The organism is Cupriavidus malaysiensis (genome assembly GCF_001854325.1).
GTDB classification, from domain to species: domain Bacteria; phylum Pseudomonadota; class Gammaproteobacteria; order Burkholderiales; family Burkholderiaceae; genus Cupriavidus; species Cupriavidus malaysiensis.
In genome coordinates, this window is the sequence record NZ_CP017755.1 from 2,566,023 (window position 1) to 2,582,358 (window position 16,336).

Here is a 16,336-nt window from a genome sequence, read left to right on the forward strand (position 1 = left end):
ATGCGTGAAATGAAGCCCATGGGATCGCTCGCCTTGTTCGCCCGCCTCGCCCTGTCCTCGCTGGCGGGGCAGGCGCGCTACCCGGCCTCGGCGCTGATGCTCACCCTGGGCCAGTTCCTCGCCACCGGCATCGAGGTGGTGGCGGTGTGGGCATTGTTCCACCGCTTCGGCGAGGTGCAGGGATGGAAGATCGGCGAAGTGGCGCTGTGCTACGGGCTGGTCAACTGCATGTTCGCCCTCGCCGATGCGCTGGGGCGCGGCTTCGACGTGCTGGGCACGACCCTGCTGCGCACCGGCGAATTCGATCGCCTGCTGCTGCGCCCGCGCCCGCTGGCGCTGCAACTGATGGGCTACGACGTGCGCATCAGCCGGCTGGGACGGCTGCTGCAAGGGCTGATGGTGCTGGCCTTCGCCACCGTGCAGGGCGGCATCGCCTGGACCCCGGCGGCCACCGCGATCGCCCTCTTCGCGCTGGCGGGCGGCGTGGCGCTGTTCCTCGGCATCCTCGTGCTGCAAGGCACGCTGTCCTTCTGGACCATCGAGAGCCTGGAGATCGCCAATGTGTTCACCTACGGCGGCGTCGAGGCGGCCCAGTACCCGATCGCGCTGTACGCCGCCTGGTTCCGCCGCATCCTGACCTTCGCCGTGCCCCTGGCCTGCGTGGCCTACTATCCCGCGCTGGCCATCCTGGGCAAGCCCGATCCGCTCGGCGCGCCGGCCTGGACCGGGCTGGTGTCGCCGCTCGCCGGATTCGCCTTCCTCGCCATCGCCTTCGGCGCCTGGCGCATCGGCGTGCGCCACTACACCTCGACCGGCAGCTGACCCGCGCGCAAGGCGGCGACGACGGCGTCACCCATCGCGGATGTCCCGACCCGGGTCGTGCCTGCGGCATGGATGTCCGCCGTGCGCAATCCCGAGGCGATGACATCCCTGACCGCCGCCTCGATGCGGTCCGCGGCGTCTGCCTGAGCGAGCGAGAAGCGCAGCATCATGGCGGCCGACAGGATCGTCGCCAGGGGATTGGCGATGCCCTGGCCGGCGATGTCGGGGGCGCTGCCGTGGCTGGGCTCGTACAGTCCCCGCTTGCCCGCCCCCAGGCTGGCCGACGGCAGCATGCCGATGGAGCCGGTGAGCATGGCGGCTTCGTCGCTGAGGATGTCCCCGAACATATTGCCGGTGACCACCACGTCGAACGCCTTGGGCGCCTTGACCAGCTGCATGGCCGCGTTGTCGACGTACATGTGCTCCAGCGCCACGTCCGGATAGGCCTTGCCGACTTCGCTCATGACGTCGCGCCAGAGCCGGGAGGTTTCCAGCACATTGGCCTTGTCCACGCTGGTGACACGCCGGCGGCGCCGGCGCGCTGCCTGGAAGGCGACATGGGCGATGCGCTCGACCTCGGAACGCGCATACCGCATCGTGTCGAAGCCCTCGTCATCGCCCGGGAAATGCCCGTCCGCCGCCATGCGGCGTCCGCGCGGCTGGCCGAAGTAGACGTCGCCGGTGGCATCGCGGAGGATCAGGATATCGAGGCCGGAGACCAGCTCGGGCTTGAGGCTGGAGGCCCCGGCCAGCTGCGGATAGCAGAGCGCCGGCCGGAGATTGGCGAACAGGCCCAGGTCCCGGCGCAGCCCGAGGATGGCCTGTTCAGGGCGCAGGTGGCGCTCCAGCTGGTCGTAGCGCCAGTCGCCCACGGCACCGAACAGCACGGCATCGGCCTCTCTCGCCAGTTGCAGCGTGGCTTCCGGCAGCGGATGGCCGTGCGCCGCATAGGCGACCCCGCCTGCCGGCGCGTGGTCCATTTCGATTGGCAGGTCGAGGGCATCCAGGACCTTGGTGGCTTCCGCGACGATCTCGGGTCCGATACCGTCGCCGGGGAGGATGGCGATCTTCATGGGCAGGTGCTCCTTGGCGAAATCAGGTCGCACGCTCGATCCGCTTGGAGCCGCTTGGAGCCGCTTGGAGCCGCCGGAGCCGCGCAGCCGGGTTGCCCGGCCCGCGGTCCTTGCGATGGACTTGCCTGGCTTAGCCAAGCCGGCACCATGTTCTCGCAGCACGGGGCTGGCGGCGGCAACGGATCCTCCGGTGCCCGGAACGAGCGCGCGATGGGTGAGTGAACGCGCATTGTTCGCCGGCTCTGGAAGCGCAACAAGGCAAGCATCGATCCTGGTATAGGAAGTGCCAGTATCGGAGTCCGCTCATCCGGTGGAAAATTATTCCTTTTTCTTTTTATTTATTAGGATTTCATCCCAATAAGGTCCGCACCTGCAGCCCATTTTGGAATCGCCCTCCGCGTGCGCCGCGTAACATTTCCATCACTCTCAAGGATGACGGATCATGAGCACGGACACTCTGCGGTACTTCGATTACGCGGCAACGACCCCGGCGGATCCCCGGGTCATCGCGGCAATGCTTGGCTGCCTGGGCGCCGACGGCGCCTTCGGAAACCCGGCGTCGAACACGCATGCCGCGGGGCGGCAGGCCAGGGCGCTGGTCGAGCAGGCCCGCGCGCAGGTCGCCGGCCTGATCGGCGCGGAGGCCGATGAGATCATCTGGACCTCCGGCGCGACCGAGTCGAACAACCTGGCCCTCAAGGGCTTCTTCGACGCCGAGCCGGCGCGCCGCCACCTGGTCACCAGCAGGCTCGAGCACAAGGCCATCCTGGACACGGCATGCCACCTCGAACACCTCGGGGTTGCCGTCACCCGCCTGTCGCCCGACGCGGCCGGCGAGATCTCTGCGGCCGCCGTCGCCGCGGCACTGCGCGCGGACACCGGCATCGTCTCCCTGATGCTGGTGAACAACGAAATCGGAACCCTCACCGACGTCGCGGAGATCGCGCGCGCCGTCCACGCTGCCGGCGCCCTGCTTCACGTCGACGCGGCACAGGCCGTCGGCAAGACCGGGATCGACGTGAAGGCGATGGGGATCGACCTGCTGTCGATGTCGGCCCACAAGTTCTATGGGCCGAAGGGCATCGGCGCACTCTATGTGAATCGCCATATCGCGCCCCGCATTGCCTGCCAGATGCACGGCGGCGGCCATGAGCAGGGACTGCGCTCCGGCACCCTGGCCACCCACCAGATCGTCGCCATGGGCACGGCATGCGAGCTGGCGCGCGCGGAGATGGCGTCGGACAACCAGCGCATCGCGCAATGGCGCGAACGCCTGCTGGACGGTGTGCGGGCACTGGGGGTCGTCACCCAGAACGCCCGCGGCGCCAGGCGGATTCCGCACACGGTCAGCCTGACCGTGGCGCTGCCCGGCTTCTCCCCTTCCATGCTGGGCGACGACCTGGCCATCTCGTCCACCTCGGCCTGCAACTCGGCGGCCGGCAAACCCTCCCACGTGCTGACCGCGATCGGCCTGGACGCGGACGCCGCGGCACGCACGGTGCGGCTGAGCCTCGGCCGCTTCACCACCCAGGACGATGTCGACTTTGCGGTCGCGTGTTTCCGCCGGGCCATCGAGCGCTGCCGGGAAGCGGAGGAAAGCGGCCAGACACTTCAGGTCAAGCAGCTATCGGATGAGGTGGGTGTCAGCGCGCAGTTGAGCGGCACCGACGTACGCGCCGCGCACGCCATCGGCTTCCGCTCCATCGTCTGCAACCGGCCCGATGGCGAGGCCGCCGGACAGACGCCGTTCGCGCAGATCGCTGAGGTCGCCGGCGCGCTCGGCATGACGGTGCGCTACCTGCCGGTGGAATCCGGCCGCGTCACCGACGAGGCCGCCGCGGCCTTCCGCGCGCTGGTGGCAGGCCTGCCGAAGCCGGTCCTCGCGTACTGCCGCACGGGCACGCGCGCGGAGATGCTGTGGAATTCGGCCGGCATGCCACGATGACGATGGCTGCCTGCCGAGCGGAGCGCGCCGCCGCTCGGGCCGGCTTCCACGCCGGCGATGCCGCCATCCGGCCGGCTTCCGAGGGCATGGCCTTTGCCGACGCGCCAAGGCCGTCGTCGCGCCGAGGCCACGGGGCTATGATGCGGGTAGCAGCCACCCGCGCAGAGGTGGAACCGCCTCCGTAAGGAAACCCGCCTCTACCTCGTTCCCATGCATCTATTAGCCATTTCCGGCAGCGCCCGCGAGGCCTCCACCAATACCGCCATGCTGAAAGCGATGCAGGCGCTCGCGCCGGCCGGCATCGAGTTCTCGGTCTTTCACCATCTCGACAGGCTGCCGGTCTTTTCCCCGGACTTCGAGCAACATGCCCCGCTCGAAGTCGCCAGGTTCCTGGACCTCGTCGCCCGGGCCGACGGGCTCATCATCTCGAGCCCCGAGTATGTCCGCGCCATCCCGGGTGGCCTCAAGAACGCCATCGATTGGATGGTCTCCCGCTTCGAGATCGTCGGCAAGCCGGTGGCCCTGGTGCACGGCTCGCACCGGGGCGATGACATGCTGGCCTCGCTGAGGCTCGTGCTCGCGACGGTAAGCAGCAGCTTCCTGGAGCAACCGTTCCTGCGAATCCCGCTGATCGGCAGGACGCCGGAGGACATCGCGACGTTGCTGCATGCCCCGCCATACGCCGCGCAGATCGGCGAGTTCCTGCGCGACTTCACGGCGGCCATCGCCCAAGTCCAGGGGCACGACGCCGGGCGCACGGCCCCGCCTGGCCGGGGCGGGTAAGATCGATCCTCCCGAAACGGAGGACGCATGCCAGATACCCTGCAAGCCAGCGAACGGCTGTTCTCATACGGTACCCTGCAGGCACCCTGCAGTTCGAACAGGGCTTGACGGAGCGCGCATGGCAGCGCGTGGCCGCCAGCGAGCGACCGGCGCGCTCAAACCTTCGGAAACACCTCCACCACATGCCGCAGCAGCCTGCCCGCCACCGGCGACAACGGCCGCCCGCTGCGCGTGACCACATGGATCCGGCTGTGGTTCAGGATCGGGTTGGCCAGCGGCAGCGACACCAGGTCGGTGAACTGCGCGCCTTGCAGCGGGATCGAGCGCGGCGTCATGATGTAGCCGAGCCCCAGCGCGGCGAACTCCCATAGCACCTTGAACGAGTTGGTGACGAGCGTCGGCTTCAGCGTGACCTGCTCGTCCAGTTCCGCTGCCTGCACGTGCTTGCGCACGCCGAAGGACTCGACCAGTGCCGCGCCCTGGTGCGGCGCCAGGTCGGCCAGGCTCAGCGCCTTGCGGCGGCGTGCCAGCGGATGGTCCTTGCGCACGTGCACGCGGATCGGGGAGAGCCGGGAATAATGCGAGCGCAGGCGCGCGTCGTTGGGCGGCTGGAACACCAGGCCGATATGCGCCATGTCTTCGACGATGCAGCGCACGGTCTCTTCGGTGCCGGCCACGCGGATGTTGTAGGTCACGCCCGGATGCGCGACCAGGAAGTCGCGCAGCACGGGTTCGAGCACCATGTCGATGAAGCCCTCGCCGAAGGCCAGTTCGATGTGGCCGCGCTGGGCGTTCTTCAGGCTGTTCACCTCGGCCAGGAAGGTGTCGTGCAGGTCCTGCTGGCGGCGCGCGAACAACGCGAGCATGCGCCCGGCATCGGTCACCACCACGCCCCGTCCGCGCCGTTCCAGCAGCGTCAGGCCGGTGTCCTGCTCCAGCTTGGCCACGGCGCGGCTGACCACCGACGGGTCCAGCGACAGCACATCCGCCGCGCCGCGCACCGAGCCGGTCTCGATGATCTGCAGCAGGCACAGCGCCCGCCTGCGGTCCAGCACATCCTCCATCCGTTCTTCCATGGCGCCGGCGCCTCGTATGCGGTGATTCGAATGTTGTCATTTATACAACGATTCTCCACTTCCGCTGTCATGGATGCGACGGACGCCTCTGCGGATAATGCGACCAACCACCCCCGATCCCAGCGCACCATGACCGCATCCACCGCCCCCGCCACCCCTTCCGCCTTGCTGCGCGCCATCGACGCCATCGCCCCGGAGTTCGTCGCCATCCGCCACCGGATCCACGCGCATCCCGAACTGGCCTTCGAGGAACGCCGCACCAGCGACCTCGTCGCCGAACGGCTGGCCGCCTGGGGCTACGAGGTCCATCGCGGCCTCGGCACGACCGGCGTGGTCGGCCGGCTGCGCAAGGGCTCGGGCACGCGCGCCCTCGGCATCCGCGCGGACATGGATGCGCTGCCGATCCAGGAAAAGACCGGGCTGGACTACGCCAGCACGCTGCCCGGCAAGATGCACGCCTGCGGGCATGACGGCCACACCGCCATCCTGCTGTGCGCGGCGCGCTATCTGGCCGAATCCGTTGACTTCAACGGCACGCTGAACCTGATCTTCCAGCCTGCCGAGGAAAACGAGGGCGGCGCGCTGCGCATGCTGGAGGACGGCCTGTTCGAGCGCTTTCCCTGCGATGAGGTCTACGCCCTGCACAACACGCCCGGCCTGCCGGTCGGCCAGGTCGGCCTGATCGCCGGCCCGGCCATGGCCTCGTTCGACCGCGCCACGGTGACGCTGCATGGGCGCTCGGCCCACGGCGCCATGCCCCACCACGGCATCGACGTGATGCAGGGCGCGGCCAGCATGGTGCTCGGCCTGCAGTCCATCGTCAGCCGCGAGATCGACGCGCTGAAGGCGGCAGTCATCACCGTGGGCTCGATCCAGGCGGGCGCCACCTACAACGTGGTACCCGAAAGCGCGACCATCAAGATCGGCGTGCGGGCGCTCGATCCCAAGGTGCGCACCCATATCGAAGCGCGCCTGCGCGACTTCGTCGCGGCCCAGGCCCGCAGCTTCCAGCTCGAGGCCGAGGTGGTCTACGAGCGCAAGTATCCGGTGCTGGTCAATCACGAGCGCCAGACCGAGCGCGCGCGCGAAGCGGCGGTGCGGCTGCTGGGCGAGGACAAGGTGGTGGCGCGCGGGCCGGTGATGGGCAGCGAAGACTTCGCCTACATGCTGGAGCATCGTCCCGGCGCCTATATCCGGCTCGGCAACGGCCTCGGCGAGGACGGTGGCTGCATGGTCCACAACCCCCTGTACGACTTCAACGACAGGGCGCTGCCGGTCGGGGCGGCGTTCTGGGCCAGCCTGGCGCAGAGCTACCTCGCCTGAGCCCATCCGACCGCCCCCCCCGAATCCACAAGAAACCACAAGAAACCACAAGCCATCGTCAGACAGGGAGACAACCATGACCTCGCAGACACGCCGCCGCTTCCTCCAGTACGCCGGCCTGGGCGCCGGCTCCACGCTGCTCGCCGGCCTGCCCGCCCGGGCGGCGGAACCTTATCCAAGCCGGCCGCTGTCGCTGGTGGTGCCCTACCCTGCCGGCGGCGCGACCGATGCGTCCGCGCGCATCTTCGCGGAGTCCATCGGCAAGAGCGTGAAACAGCAGGTCGTGGTGGAGAACTACGGCGGCGGCACCGGGCTGATCGGCGCCAACAAGGTGCTGGCGGCGCCGGCCGACGGCTATACCTTCTTCGCAGGCTCGATCAACGAGGTATTCCTCGCCCCGCTGCTGAACCCCTCCGCCCGCTACAAGCCCCAGGACTTCCTGCTGGCCGCCCCGGTCAGCGACGCCAACATCGTGCTGCTCGTGCGCAGCGGCCTCGCGGCCGACTCGCTGGACAAGTTCCTGGACCTGGCCAGGCAGAACCGGAGCAAGCCGCTCACCTACGCCACCGTCGGCATCGACTCGATCTACCACCTGATGGGCGACGCCCTCGGCGCGCGCACCGGCGCGACCTTCCTGCACGTGCCCTACAAGGGCGCCGCGCCGGCGCTGCAGGGCCTCGCCGGCGGCGAAGTGGACTTCGCCATCCTGCCCTACCAGTCGAGCTTCGACAGCATGCAGGGAATGGGGCGGCTCAAGGTGCTGACGAGTTTCTCGCGCGCGCTGCCGGCGCCGCTCAAGCACATCCCGCTGATCTCGCTGAGCCGACAGGTACCCGACTTCGAATACACCATCAGCGGCGGCTACTTCGTCAGGCAGGGCACGCCGGCCGAGCGCGTCGCGGCACTGCGCAAGGCCATCGGCGAAGCGCTGGCCAAGCCCGACGTCCGCGCCAGGCTGGAGGCCGAAGGCCGCACCGTGGAGCGGCCCATCGACAGCCAGGCCCAGGCCGACCAGTGCTTCGACCAGTACATGGGCCGCGTCACGCAATTGCTGCGCAGCGTCGGGCGCAAGGCGGTCGCCTAGCGTGCGGCCGGGCGCGGCCGCGCCTGGCCGTGCCGCCCGATCGGACGGCCTCGCCAGGGCGGGAACCGCCCTGGCTGCCGCGATGCCGGCGCCCGGGTGAAGCGCCCGCAACTTCGGCTCGCCCGGCGGCGCACGGATCCGCCCGCCCCCCGCGCTCCCTCGTGTTTCCCACGTAGAATTCGGCTGCCGCCGCGATGTACCGGCGCCATGCCTTGATATTCGGGATGCACGTCGATCTCCTCACCCTTTACTTTCTTGCGGTCGGAACGCTTCTCGCCAGTGCGGGGATGATGTTCTGGGAGCATCGGACACACCCACGGCGCAGCCGGTCGCTGCGGATCCTGGCGGCAGGATTCGGCACGCTGGCGCTTGGCTGCATCGCGGTGCTGCTTCGCCACGACCTGCCCGGCGCGCTCGGCTCCGCCATCGCCAACCTGGTCATGCTGTGCGGCTACCTGCTGGTCCTCGCCGGCGTCGCCTCCTTGCGCGGGCGGCAGTACCGCGCCGCCTCCGCCGGCCTGCTGCTCGCCATGGCGGTGGTCTGGGTGGCCGGCGGAGTGCATTGGCAGGACGCCATCTGGAACTACGCCAGCGCGCTCCCGATCGCGCTCATCAGCGGCCTGACCGCGTGGGAGATGCGGCGCTGCGAGGCGATGAAAGCGCTCCATGCGCGGCGCATCGTGGTCGCGGTGGCGGCCCTGCATGCGCTGATCTACGCGGCCCGGACCTTCGTCCTGCCGTGGCTGGTGACGGCCGGCGGGGAGCCCATGCAAATGCTTGCCAGCCAGATCACGATGTATGAGGGCGTGCTGTACTCGGTCATCCTGCCGATGACCCTGCTGAAGCTGGTGCGCGAGGAAACCCACGGACAACTGCTGCGCGAATCGCAGACCGACTACCTGACCCGCCTGGGCAACCGCCGCTGGTTCTTCGAACAGGGCGGGCGCCTGATGCGCGGCGCGGCGCAAGGCGGGCCGCTCGCCATGCTCGCCTTCGACCTCGATCACTTCAAGGCCATCAACGACCGCTACGGCCACCAGGCAGGCGACCAGGTACTGGCGGCCTTCGCGGAGACCGCCCGCGGCGTGCTGGGACCCGAGGCCATCCTGGCCCGCATCGGCGGCGAGGAGTTCGCCGCACTGCTGTGCGGCGACGGCGCGCGCCGCGCGCGGGCACTGGGCGAGGCCGTGGCGGGCCGTTTCGCCGAGACGGTGGCCCGGCAGGTCGACGGCCCCGGCATCGCGGCGACGGTCAGCATCGGCCTTGCGCAGTTCGAGCACGATCTGCCCACACTGGCCGACGGGCTCGCCGCGGCGGACCGGGCCTTGTACCGTGCCAAGTCACTGGGCGGCAACCGCCTCGAAGTGGCGCGGCGCGACCCGCGCCCGCCTCAACCATCCACCGGGCAGGCCGGCGTCTCCAGCGTGAGCTGATAGAAGGCGGCATCGAGCCAGCGCCCGAACTTGAATCCGACCTGCTGGATGGTCCCCGCGTGGACGAATCCCAGCCGGGTGTGCAGGCCGATGCTGCCGGCGTTGGAAGCATCGATGCACCCCACCAGCACGTGCACCTGCGCCTCCCGCGCGCGCCGGACCACCTCCTCCAGCAGGCGCACGCCGAGACCGCGCCCGCGGTGCTCGTGGTGCACGTAGATGCTGTGTTCCACCGTGTACTTGTACGCCGGGAACGCCCGGAAGGTGCCCCAGCTGGCGAAGCCCAGCAGCGTGCCCGCGCCGTCGACGGCACCGATCACCGGGAAGCCGCCGGCGCGCTTCGCCGCGAACCAGGCCGCCATCGCCTCGGGCGGACGGGGCCGGTAGTCGTACAGGGCGGTGGAATTGGCGATCGCCTCGTTCAGGATCTCGAGGATGGCCGGCGCGTGCTCCGCTTCGGTGCAGTCGATCAGGGAAATACCGTCGCGCGGGTCTTGGGGGGTCATGGAAGCTCCTGGGTGTACGGATGGGCCGGCGCCGCGCGCCAGGCCTCGTGCCGAGGATTATGCCGTGTTACCGGCCGGGCCTGGAGGCCACCGACGGAACGGACCGTACACATTGTTGGCGACCAGCGTAGCCGCCGTCATCAGGATCATCGAGCCGGCACCGCTGCGGTCAGCATGCCCGCCACGCCGATGATGCCGATACACCAGGAAGCGGAGGCCTGCAGCACGGCAGAGAAGCCGACGAACGAGAGGAGCAGCAGCATGAGCTGGCACGGACGTTCCCGCGCCCTGCTATCCCGCTTGCGATCCGGGCTCACAAGGCGTGCGGCGAATGCCCTCCGCCATGCGCCGACGCATCGTCATATTCGCGCGAGATATCCTGGTTGGTGTAGTCGCGCAGCCGCGAGGCGGCAAACACGCTGAGCGCCGCGCACACCAGCACGTAGATGGCGATCGCATAGCCGGAGTGGTAGCGGGCGAACAGCGCCGTGGCGATCAGCGGCGCCGGGCCGCCGGCGATCACCGAGGCGAGCTGGTAGCCCATCGACGCACCGCTGTAGCGCAGCCGCCCGGTGAAGGTCTCGGCGATCAGCGCGGCCTGCGGGCCGTACATCATCGCGTGCGGCACCAGCGAAAGCACGATCGCGGCAAACACCCAGGCCGGGTTGCGGGTGTCGACCATGGCGAAGTACAAGAAGCCGAACACGCCCACCGCCAGCGCGCCCGCGATGTACATGCGGCGGCGCCCCAGCAGGTCGGACAGGTGGCCGAAGAACGGGATGGTGAAGAACTCGAGCACCGCGGCGGCGAGCACGGCGGTCAGCAGCAGGTCGCGCGACATGCCGAGCGTCATCACGCCATAGGTGAAGACGAAGGCCGTGAAGATGTAGAACGGCGCCTGCTCTGCCATGCGCACCAGCGCCGACAGCAGGATGTCCCCGGGCTGGCGCCGGATCACCTGCAGCATCGGCGCCTTCTCGATGCGATGCTCGGCCAGCAGCCGCGCGAAGACCGGCGTCTCGAGGATGTTCAGGCGGATATAGAGGCCGATGGCGACCAGCACGATGCTGAGCAGGAAAGGAATGCGCCAGCCCCAGGCCAGGAAAGCGTCGCCGCTCAGCCGGCTCACGGCCAGCACGGCGAGGTTGGCCAGGAACAGCCCGGCCGGCACGCCGAACTGCGGCCAGGAGGCGACCAGGCCGCGATGCGCGTCGGTGCGCGCCCACTCCATCGACATCAGCACCGAGCCGCCCCACTCGCCGCCGACGCCCACGCCCTGGAGGAAGCGCAGCAGCGTCAGCAGGACCGCGCCCCAGATGCCGATCCGCGCGTAGGATGGCACGAAGGCGACGGCGAAGGTGGCCAGGCCCATCAGCAGCAGCGTGGCCACCAGGGTCGCCTTGCGGCCGATGCGATCGCCGTAGTGCCCGAAGATGGCCGCGCCGATCGGCCGGGCGATAAATCCGACCGCGTAGATCAGGAAGGCCTGCAGGGTGCCGACCAGGGGATCGGATTCAGGGAAGTACAGCTTGGCGAACACGAGGCCGGTCACCGTGCTGTAGAGGAAAAAGTCGTACCACTCGATGGTGGTGCCGACGGTGCTGGCGATCACGGCGCGGCGCAACTGGCGGCGAGCCTCCGTTTCGGACAGGGGTATCACGGAGGGGGATATCACGGAGGGGGACTCAACCCCGGATGGTGCGGGATCCATTTGCATGCCCCCAGCATGTCCACAGCGATAATGTATAGACAACCCGGCGGCCGGCGGGGTTCCGGCCGGCAGGGGTGCGGCACCCTGCGCCGGCGGCTGCGCGGCCGGCCGGTCTCGCATAGAAGACTTGCCTCGCGCCGGCGACGCTTGCCGCTCCCCGCCGATCCCTGGGCTCAGGATGCCTTGACGTTCTCGCTATGGTCCGCACCGCCGTCTTCACCTCCGGCCAGCGCCCCGGCCAGCGCGCCGATGAGCCGGCCGGCATCCACGCGCCGCTTTGCCGCCAGGCGGCGCTCTCCCAACTCGCGCAAGGTGGCGCCACCGAAGGACTCCATGATGTCCGGCAGCCGGCGCACCGCGCCGCGGGCGCCCCAGCAACCGTCATTCACTTCGGTGGGGAAGACCCAGACCCGCTTGCCGATGACGTCGGCCGGCACACCTTCCGCGCGCGCTACCGCAGCGGTCACTTCCTTCACCAGCCCGGCGCGCGCGGCATCGGTGTACTGCCCTTCGGGCACCGAGGGCACGATGCGGTAGATCGGCGCGGTGGCCGGCTCGCCGGCGCGGTACACCGCCGCCGGCCGGTGGACGAAGATCCAGGTGACGTCGCGCACGCGCGGATTGCGCGGGTCGAGGCCTTCGTGCTGGATCAGGATATCGGTCAGATCGCGCATCAGCTGCGCTTCGGCCTCCGGGGGCAGCGCCCCCTGCGGCAGGTAGGCATCGATCATGGGCATGGCGGACTCCTGTCGACTGGCTCGCAGTCTCTCGTGCTGCCGCCCCGACCACCGGGGCGACTGGAGGCCAGTGTAGGGATGCGCCCCGGGACCTGATAAGTGGCCGAACTGCCATTACACGGTGGCATTTCAGACAGCGGGATTTCGGACAGGGCAATACCCGCTGCAGGCACCGCCGCCGGGCCGGCGGCGGACCCGCCATCATTGCGCGGGCTGACGCGCGAAGCGGCGCCGGTACTCGCTCGGCGACACGCCCGCGATGCGCTTGAACAACTGCCGGAAGCCGCTCAGGTCGCTATAGCCGACCCGTTCGCACACCGCCTCGATGGCGATGCGCTGCTCCGCCAGCAGGCGCTTGGCCACCTCCATGCGCAGGGTCTGCAGGTACTTGAGCGGTGGAGCGCCGACGGCCTGCTTGAAGCGGCGGTTGAGCGTGCGTTCGCTGACCGCGAGCCGCTCGCACAAGCGCGCGAGGTTGAAGGGCTCGCGCAGGTGCTTCTGCATCCAGCGCTGGGCCTGGGCCACCAGCGGATCGTCGTGCTCCAGCCGGTCGATGCGGTCGAGGTCGATGAAGGTGTCCTGCGAGTCACGGTGACGGTCGATCAGCATCACCTTGGCCGTGGCCGCCGCCAGCTTCTCTCCCGCCAGCCGCCCCACCAGCTGCAACGCGAGACTCTGGTACGAGGTGACCGCACCGCTGCACAGGATGCCATCCTGCTCCGTCAGCACCTCGGCGGCGCGCAGCTCCACCGCCGGATAGCGCGCGCCGAAGCTCGCCGCCCGCGACCAGTGCGTGGTCGCCCTGCGGCCATCGAGCAGACCCGCCTCCGCCAGCAGGAAGGTTCCCGTGCAATAGGCCGCCAGCAAGGTGCCGCGCTCATGCTGGCGGCGCAGGGCCGCCAGCAGCGGCGCCAGGCGCGCGGGGCGGCCCAGCAGCTTGTCGACGTCGGACACGAACGGCCCGGCCACCCACACGGCATCGGCCGCGCTGCCGCCGTCGATGCGGCCGTCCACCGCGATCATCTGGCCGGCAGCCGAACGCACCGGTGCGCCATCGAGCGATTCGACGCGCCAGCGGAACACCGCGCCGGACTTGCCCCCGGCCGCCGCGCCGGCCAGGCGGTTGGCGGCCAGCAGGATGTCGATCGGGGCGGCAATGCCCGAGCCCAGCGCGTGGTCCAGCGCCCAGATGCGGATAAGAGGCATGGTTGGCAGGAATGGCCTTGTATGGGGCCGATCCTAACATCCCAAGGGCAAGCGGACCGGGCGGGACGCGCGCGATGCAACCGAGACACGCGCCGATGTGAAAGCGGCCGGCACGTCCTGCCCTACGGCTTTCAGCCGGACCAGTCGCCAGGGCAAATCCCGCCTGCCCGCACGCGGCCAGCCACCTCCCCGATATGCTCCCTGATCGCCACCTCGCCCCGCGCCGACCAGTCCCGGCGCGACATCGCCCCGCTCACCACGCCCACGAAGCGCCCCCCCGCCGCCCATGGCGGGTGCATTCGAGGATGCCGCTGGAAGAATCGGCCAGCGTGAGGTCGAAGTCGAACATCACGGCGGCGGTCTGCTGGCCTGTCACGTGCCATCTCCTGCGAGCCGGCGGCTCTTGCTATGCCCGGCACGCCCGGGCCCTGGTCCACTGCGTCATTCGACAAGCCCCCCCGATCGACAGCGCCTCCGTATGCGTCGTTGCAAAGGCTCGCCATCTCCGTGCCATGGCTGCGCTTTGCGCCTGGCCTGCGACCTGGAGGCACCGCCGCTCGGGTGCATTTTCCCTGACGCCGTGGACTATTCCAGATGCTCCCCCGCTTCGTTCTCGCTGGAAAACAGCCGGAGTTCTCCCAGGTGCTGTGCCAATGCGCTCTTGAGTTGAGCGCGCTCGAAGGCGCTGGTGGTATAGCGCGTCACACTGCGGTAGTAGCGCTCGCTCAGATCGGCCATCATCCCCGCATAGGCTTGGGCCAGCTCCGGCAGGAAACTGAAATGTTCATAGTTGACGATGGCGGATACCTTCTCGCCGACCGGCGCCAGGCGCTCCTCGACCGCGCGGCGGATACGCTCGATATCCTCGACGCTGCGCACCTCCATGCCCTCGAGATTGATATAGAGACACTTGCTCCCTGCGTCGTAGCGCAGGCGTTTCGCCATCGGCAGATCCAGCAACTGCGCACGCAATCCCATCGGGGCGTGGGCAAAGATGCGAGCGTCCATGATTTTCAGCGGCGTGCGCACGACCGGGCGGAAGGTCATGTGCGAAAGAATGTCCTCCTGCAGATCGATCCCCGGTGCGATCTCGGTCAGCTCGAGCCCGGACTCGCCCAGTTCGAATACGCATCGCTCGGTGATGTACAGGACCACCGTGCCGTCCTCCCGGGCGAATCCACCACTGAAGGTCCGGTGCTCCACGGCATCGACGAACTTCGATGCCGGCCTGTCGTGGCGCACGCTCAGCTTGCCGTCTGCGACGGCGAGCTCGAACTTGTCGGCGGTGAAGGTGCCGACAAAGACGACCTTGCGCGCGTTCTGCGAGATATTGATGAAGCCGCCCGCCCCAGCCAGGCGGTGGCCGAAGCGACTGACGTTGACGTTGCCTTCCGCGTCCGCCTGCGCCAGGCCGAGAAAGGCCACGTCGAGCCCGCCGCCATCGTAGAAATCGAACTGGCTGGGCTGGTCGATCACGGCCTGTGGATTGGTCGCGGCGCCGAAGTTCAGTCCGCTGGCCGGGATGCCGCCGATCACCCCTGGCTCCGCCGTCAGCGTCAGCAGATCGAAGATCTGCTCTTCGGCGGCCACGTTTGCGATGCCCTCCGGCATGCCGATGCCCAGGTTGACCACGTCGTTGTTGCGTAATTCCATCGCCGCGCGCCGGGCGATGATCTTCCGGGCGTTCAGCGGCATGCTGCCGATGCTCGACAGCGGCACGCGCAACTCCCCCGCGAAGGCCGCGCTGTATGGCGTGGAAAACGTCTGCATGTGGTATTCGGGCTTTTCGGCCACCACCACGGCGTCGACCATCACCCCCGGAATCTTCACCTCGCGCGGCTTGAGCGTGCCGCGCTCCGCCAGGCGCTCGACCTGCGCGATGACGATGCCACCGCAGTTGTGCGCGGCCATCGCGATGGCTTGTGCCTCGAGCGTCAGCGCCTCGCGCTCCATCGTGATATTGCCGTCGGGATCGGCCGTGGTGCCACGGATGATCCCGACGTGGATCGGCAATGCCTTGTAGAAGAGATACTCGCGGCCGTCGATCGGCATCAGCCGCACCAGGTCGGCCTGCGTGCGGGCATTGAGCTTTCCCCCGCCCCACCGTGGATCGACAAAGGTACCGAGGCCGACGCGCGTCAAGGTGCCGGGCTTCCCTGCAGCGATATCGCGAAACAGGTGGCAGATCACCCCCTGCGGCAGGTTCCACGCCTCGATCGCGTTGTTGACGGCCAGCTCCCCCAGGCGCGGCACCAGGCCCCAGTGTCCCCCGATCACACGCCGGACGAGACCGATGTGGCCGAGGTGGTTCAGCCCCCGGTCCTTGCCATCGCCCTGCCCGGCCGCGTACACCAGTGTCAGATTGCGTGGACAGCGCAGGTCCGATGCCTCGCCAGCCTGGCTTTCCAGGAACAACTCTTCCATCGCGACCGCGATGTTCTCGGCGAAGCCGATACCGACGAAGCCGCCGGTGGCAACGGTATCGCCGTCACGTATCCATTGCACGGCCTGGCGCGCGCTCATGAGCTTGCCGGTCTGTGTGCCGTAGAGGTCTTGCCTGGCCAAGAAATCGCTCACCTTGTTGTCTCCTGCGCGCCTTGAGCTGCGCTCCGTCGGCTGGCGCTATGGTGTGATGCC

At 68.9% G+C, this 16,336-nt stretch carries 14 protein-coding genes; 6 read left to right on the forward strand and 8 right to left on the reverse strand.

Translation table 11 applies throughout. The features are described 5' to 3' along the window. Window positions 1-18: 18 nt before the first annotated feature. Window positions 19-822 (forward strand): ABC transporter permease, encoded by an 804-nt coding sequence (locus BKK80_RS30815; protein WP_071040281.1) that lies wholly within the window; start codon window positions 19-21, stop codon window positions 820-822. On the opposite strand, the gene leuB is transcribed toward BKK80_RS30815, so the two are convergent. Further along, window positions 801-1,895, reverse strand: coding sequence for a 3-isopropylmalate dehydrogenase (leuB, locus tag BKK80_RS30820; protein WP_071072583.1), 1,095 nt, complete (start codon window positions 1,893-1,895; stop codon window positions 801-803). The two genes, BKK80_RS30815 and leuB, sit on opposite strands and share 22 nt — an antisense overlap. A 442-nt stretch (window positions 1,896-2,337) precedes the next feature. Here leuB and BKK80_RS30825 point away from each other — a divergent pair, with 442 nt between their 5' ends. Together BKK80_RS30825 and BKK80_RS30830 are read left to right on the forward strand one after the other, a co-directional pair. Then, window positions 2,338-3,840 (forward strand): aminotransferase class V-fold PLP-dependent enzyme, encoded by a 1,503-nt coding sequence (locus BKK80_RS30825; protein ID WP_071018795.1) that lies wholly within the window; start codon window positions 2,338-2,340, stop codon window positions 3,838-3,840. 264 nt (window positions 3,841-4,104) lie between these two features. After that, window positions 4,105-4,623, forward strand: a complete 519-nt coding sequence (locus tag BKK80_RS30830) for an NADPH-dependent FMN reductase (RefSeq protein WP_232346424.1) — start codon at window positions 4,105-4,107, stop codon at window positions 4,621-4,623. 155 nt (window positions 4,624-4,778) lie between these two features. Here BKK80_RS30830 and BKK80_RS30835 read toward each other — a convergent pair whose 3' ends face one another. Further along, a complete protein-coding gene (locus BKK80_RS30835) occupies window positions 4,779-5,687 on the reverse strand; it encodes a LysR family transcriptional regulator (RefSeq protein ID WP_071072585.1) in 909 nt (302 codons plus the stop codon). A 141-nt stretch (window positions 5,688-5,828) separates the two neighbouring features. On the opposite strand from BKK80_RS30835, the gene BKK80_RS30840 reads away from it, so the two are divergent. From BKK80_RS30840 to BKK80_RS30850, 3 genes are all read left to right on the forward strand, one after another. Then, complete coding sequence (locus tag BKK80_RS30840) at window positions 5,829-7,022, forward strand: M20 aminoacylase family protein (protein ID WP_071072586.1); 1,194 nt, start codon at window positions 5,829-5,831, stop codon at window positions 7,020-7,022. 76 nt (window positions 7,023-7,098) lie between these two features. Beyond that, entirely contained in the window at window positions 7,099-8,106 is a 1,008-nt protein-coding gene (locus BKK80_RS30845) for a tripartite tricarboxylate transporter substrate binding protein (RefSeq protein WP_071072588.1), read from the forward strand. A gap of 224 nt (window positions 8,107-8,330) precedes the next feature. Next, window positions 8,331-9,539 carry a GGDEF domain-containing protein gene (locus tag BKK80_RS30850; protein WP_071072590.1) on the forward strand — a complete coding sequence of 403 codons (1,209 nt, stop codon included), beginning with the start codon at window positions 8,331-8,333 and terminating at the stop codon, window positions 9,537-9,539. Here BKK80_RS30850 and BKK80_RS30855 read toward each other — a convergent pair. The 6 genes from BKK80_RS30855 to BKK80_RS30875 form a co-directional block, all read right to left on the reverse strand. Then, the gene (locus BKK80_RS30855; protein WP_071018772.1) at window positions 9,497-10,045 is read right to left on the reverse strand and encodes a GNAT family N-acetyltransferase; all 549 of its coding nucleotides are present in this window, start codon (window positions 10,043-10,045) and stop codon (window positions 9,497-9,499) included. The genes BKK80_RS30850 and BKK80_RS30855 overlap by 43 nt on opposite strands. A 313-nt stretch (window positions 10,046-10,358) precedes the next feature. Continuing rightward, window positions 10,359-11,756 (reverse strand): MFS transporter, encoded by a 1,398-nt coding sequence (locus BKK80_RS30860; RefSeq protein ID WP_071072592.1) that lies wholly within the window; start codon window positions 11,754-11,756, stop codon window positions 10,359-10,361. Between the two features lie 173 nt (window positions 11,757-11,929). Next, window positions 11,930-12,493, reverse strand: a complete 564-nt coding sequence (locus BKK80_RS30865; protein ID WP_071072595.1) for a tautomerase family protein — start codon at window positions 12,491-12,493, stop codon at window positions 11,930-11,932. A 201-nt stretch (window positions 12,494-12,694) separates the two neighbouring features. Then, entirely contained in the window at window positions 12,695-13,699 is a 1,005-nt protein-coding gene (locus BKK80_RS30870) for a GlxA family transcriptional regulator (protein ID WP_071072597.1), read from the reverse strand. Window positions 13,700-13,952: 253 nt separating this feature from the next. After that, window positions 13,953-14,075, reverse strand: a complete 123-nt coding sequence (locus tag BKK80_RS37615) for an HAD family hydrolase (protein WP_236903843.1) — start codon at window positions 14,073-14,075, stop codon at window positions 13,953-13,955. A gap of 209 nt (window positions 14,076-14,284) precedes the next feature. Next, the gene (locus BKK80_RS30875) at window positions 14,285-16,222 is read right to left on the reverse strand and encodes an acyl CoA:acetate/3-ketoacid CoA transferase (protein ID WP_071073441.1); all 1,938 of its coding nucleotides are present in this window, start codon (window positions 16,220-16,222) and stop codon (window positions 14,285-14,287) included. Window positions 16,223-16,336 lie beyond the last annotated feature (114 nt).

Excerpts from the sequence above, each read along its gene's own strand:
- BKK80_RS30860 (WP_071072592.1), bottom strand. The coding sequence starts at position 11,756 with ATGGATCCCGCACCATCCGGGGTTGAGTCCCCCTCCGTGATATCCCCC.
- BKK80_RS30835 (WP_071072585.1), bottom strand. The coding sequence starts at position 5,687 with ATGGAGGATGTGCTGGACCGCAGGCGGGCGCTGTGCCTGCTGCAGATC.
- BKK80_RS30845 (WP_071072588.1), top strand. The coding sequence starts at position 7,099 with ATGACCTCGCAGACACGCCGCCGCTTCCTCCAGTACGCCGGCCTGGGC.
- BKK80_RS30875 (WP_071073441.1), bottom strand. The coding sequence starts at position 16,222 with ATGAGCGCGCGCCAGGCCGTGCAATGGATACGTGACGGCGATACCGTT.
- BKK80_RS30865 (WP_071072595.1), bottom strand. The coding sequence starts at position 12,493 with ATGCCCATGATCGATGCCTACCTGCCGCAGGGGGCGCTGCCCCCGGAG.
- BKK80_RS30840 (WP_071072586.1), top strand. The coding sequence starts at position 5,829 with ATGACCGCATCCACCGCCCCCGCCACCCCTTCCGCCTTGCTGCGCGCC.
- BKK80_RS30825 (WP_071018795.1), top strand. The coding sequence starts at position 2,338 with ATGAGCACGGACACTCTGCGGTACTTCGATTACGCGGCAACGACCCCG.
- BKK80_RS30855 (WP_071018772.1), bottom strand. The coding sequence starts at position 10,045 with ATGACCCCCCAAGACCCGCGCGACGGTATTTCCCTGATCGACTGCACC.
- leuB (WP_071072583.1), bottom strand. The coding sequence starts at position 1,895 with ATGAAGATCGCCATCCTCCCCGGCGACGGTATCGGACCCGAGATCGTC.
- BKK80_RS30830 (WP_232346424.1), top strand. The coding sequence starts at position 4,105 with ATGCTGAAAGCGATGCAGGCGCTCGCGCCGGCCGGCATCGAGTTCTCG.
- BKK80_RS30815 (WP_071040281.1), top strand. The coding sequence starts at position 19 with ATGGGATCGCTCGCCTTGTTCGCCCGCCTCGCCCTGTCCTCGCTGGCG.
- BKK80_RS30870 (WP_071072597.1), bottom strand. The coding sequence starts at position 13,699 with ATGCCTCTTATCCGCATCTGGGCGCTGGACCACGCGCTGGGCTCGGGC.
- BKK80_RS30850 (WP_071072590.1), top strand. The coding sequence starts at position 8,331 with ATGCACGTCGATCTCCTCACCCTTTACTTTCTTGCGGTCGGAACGCTT.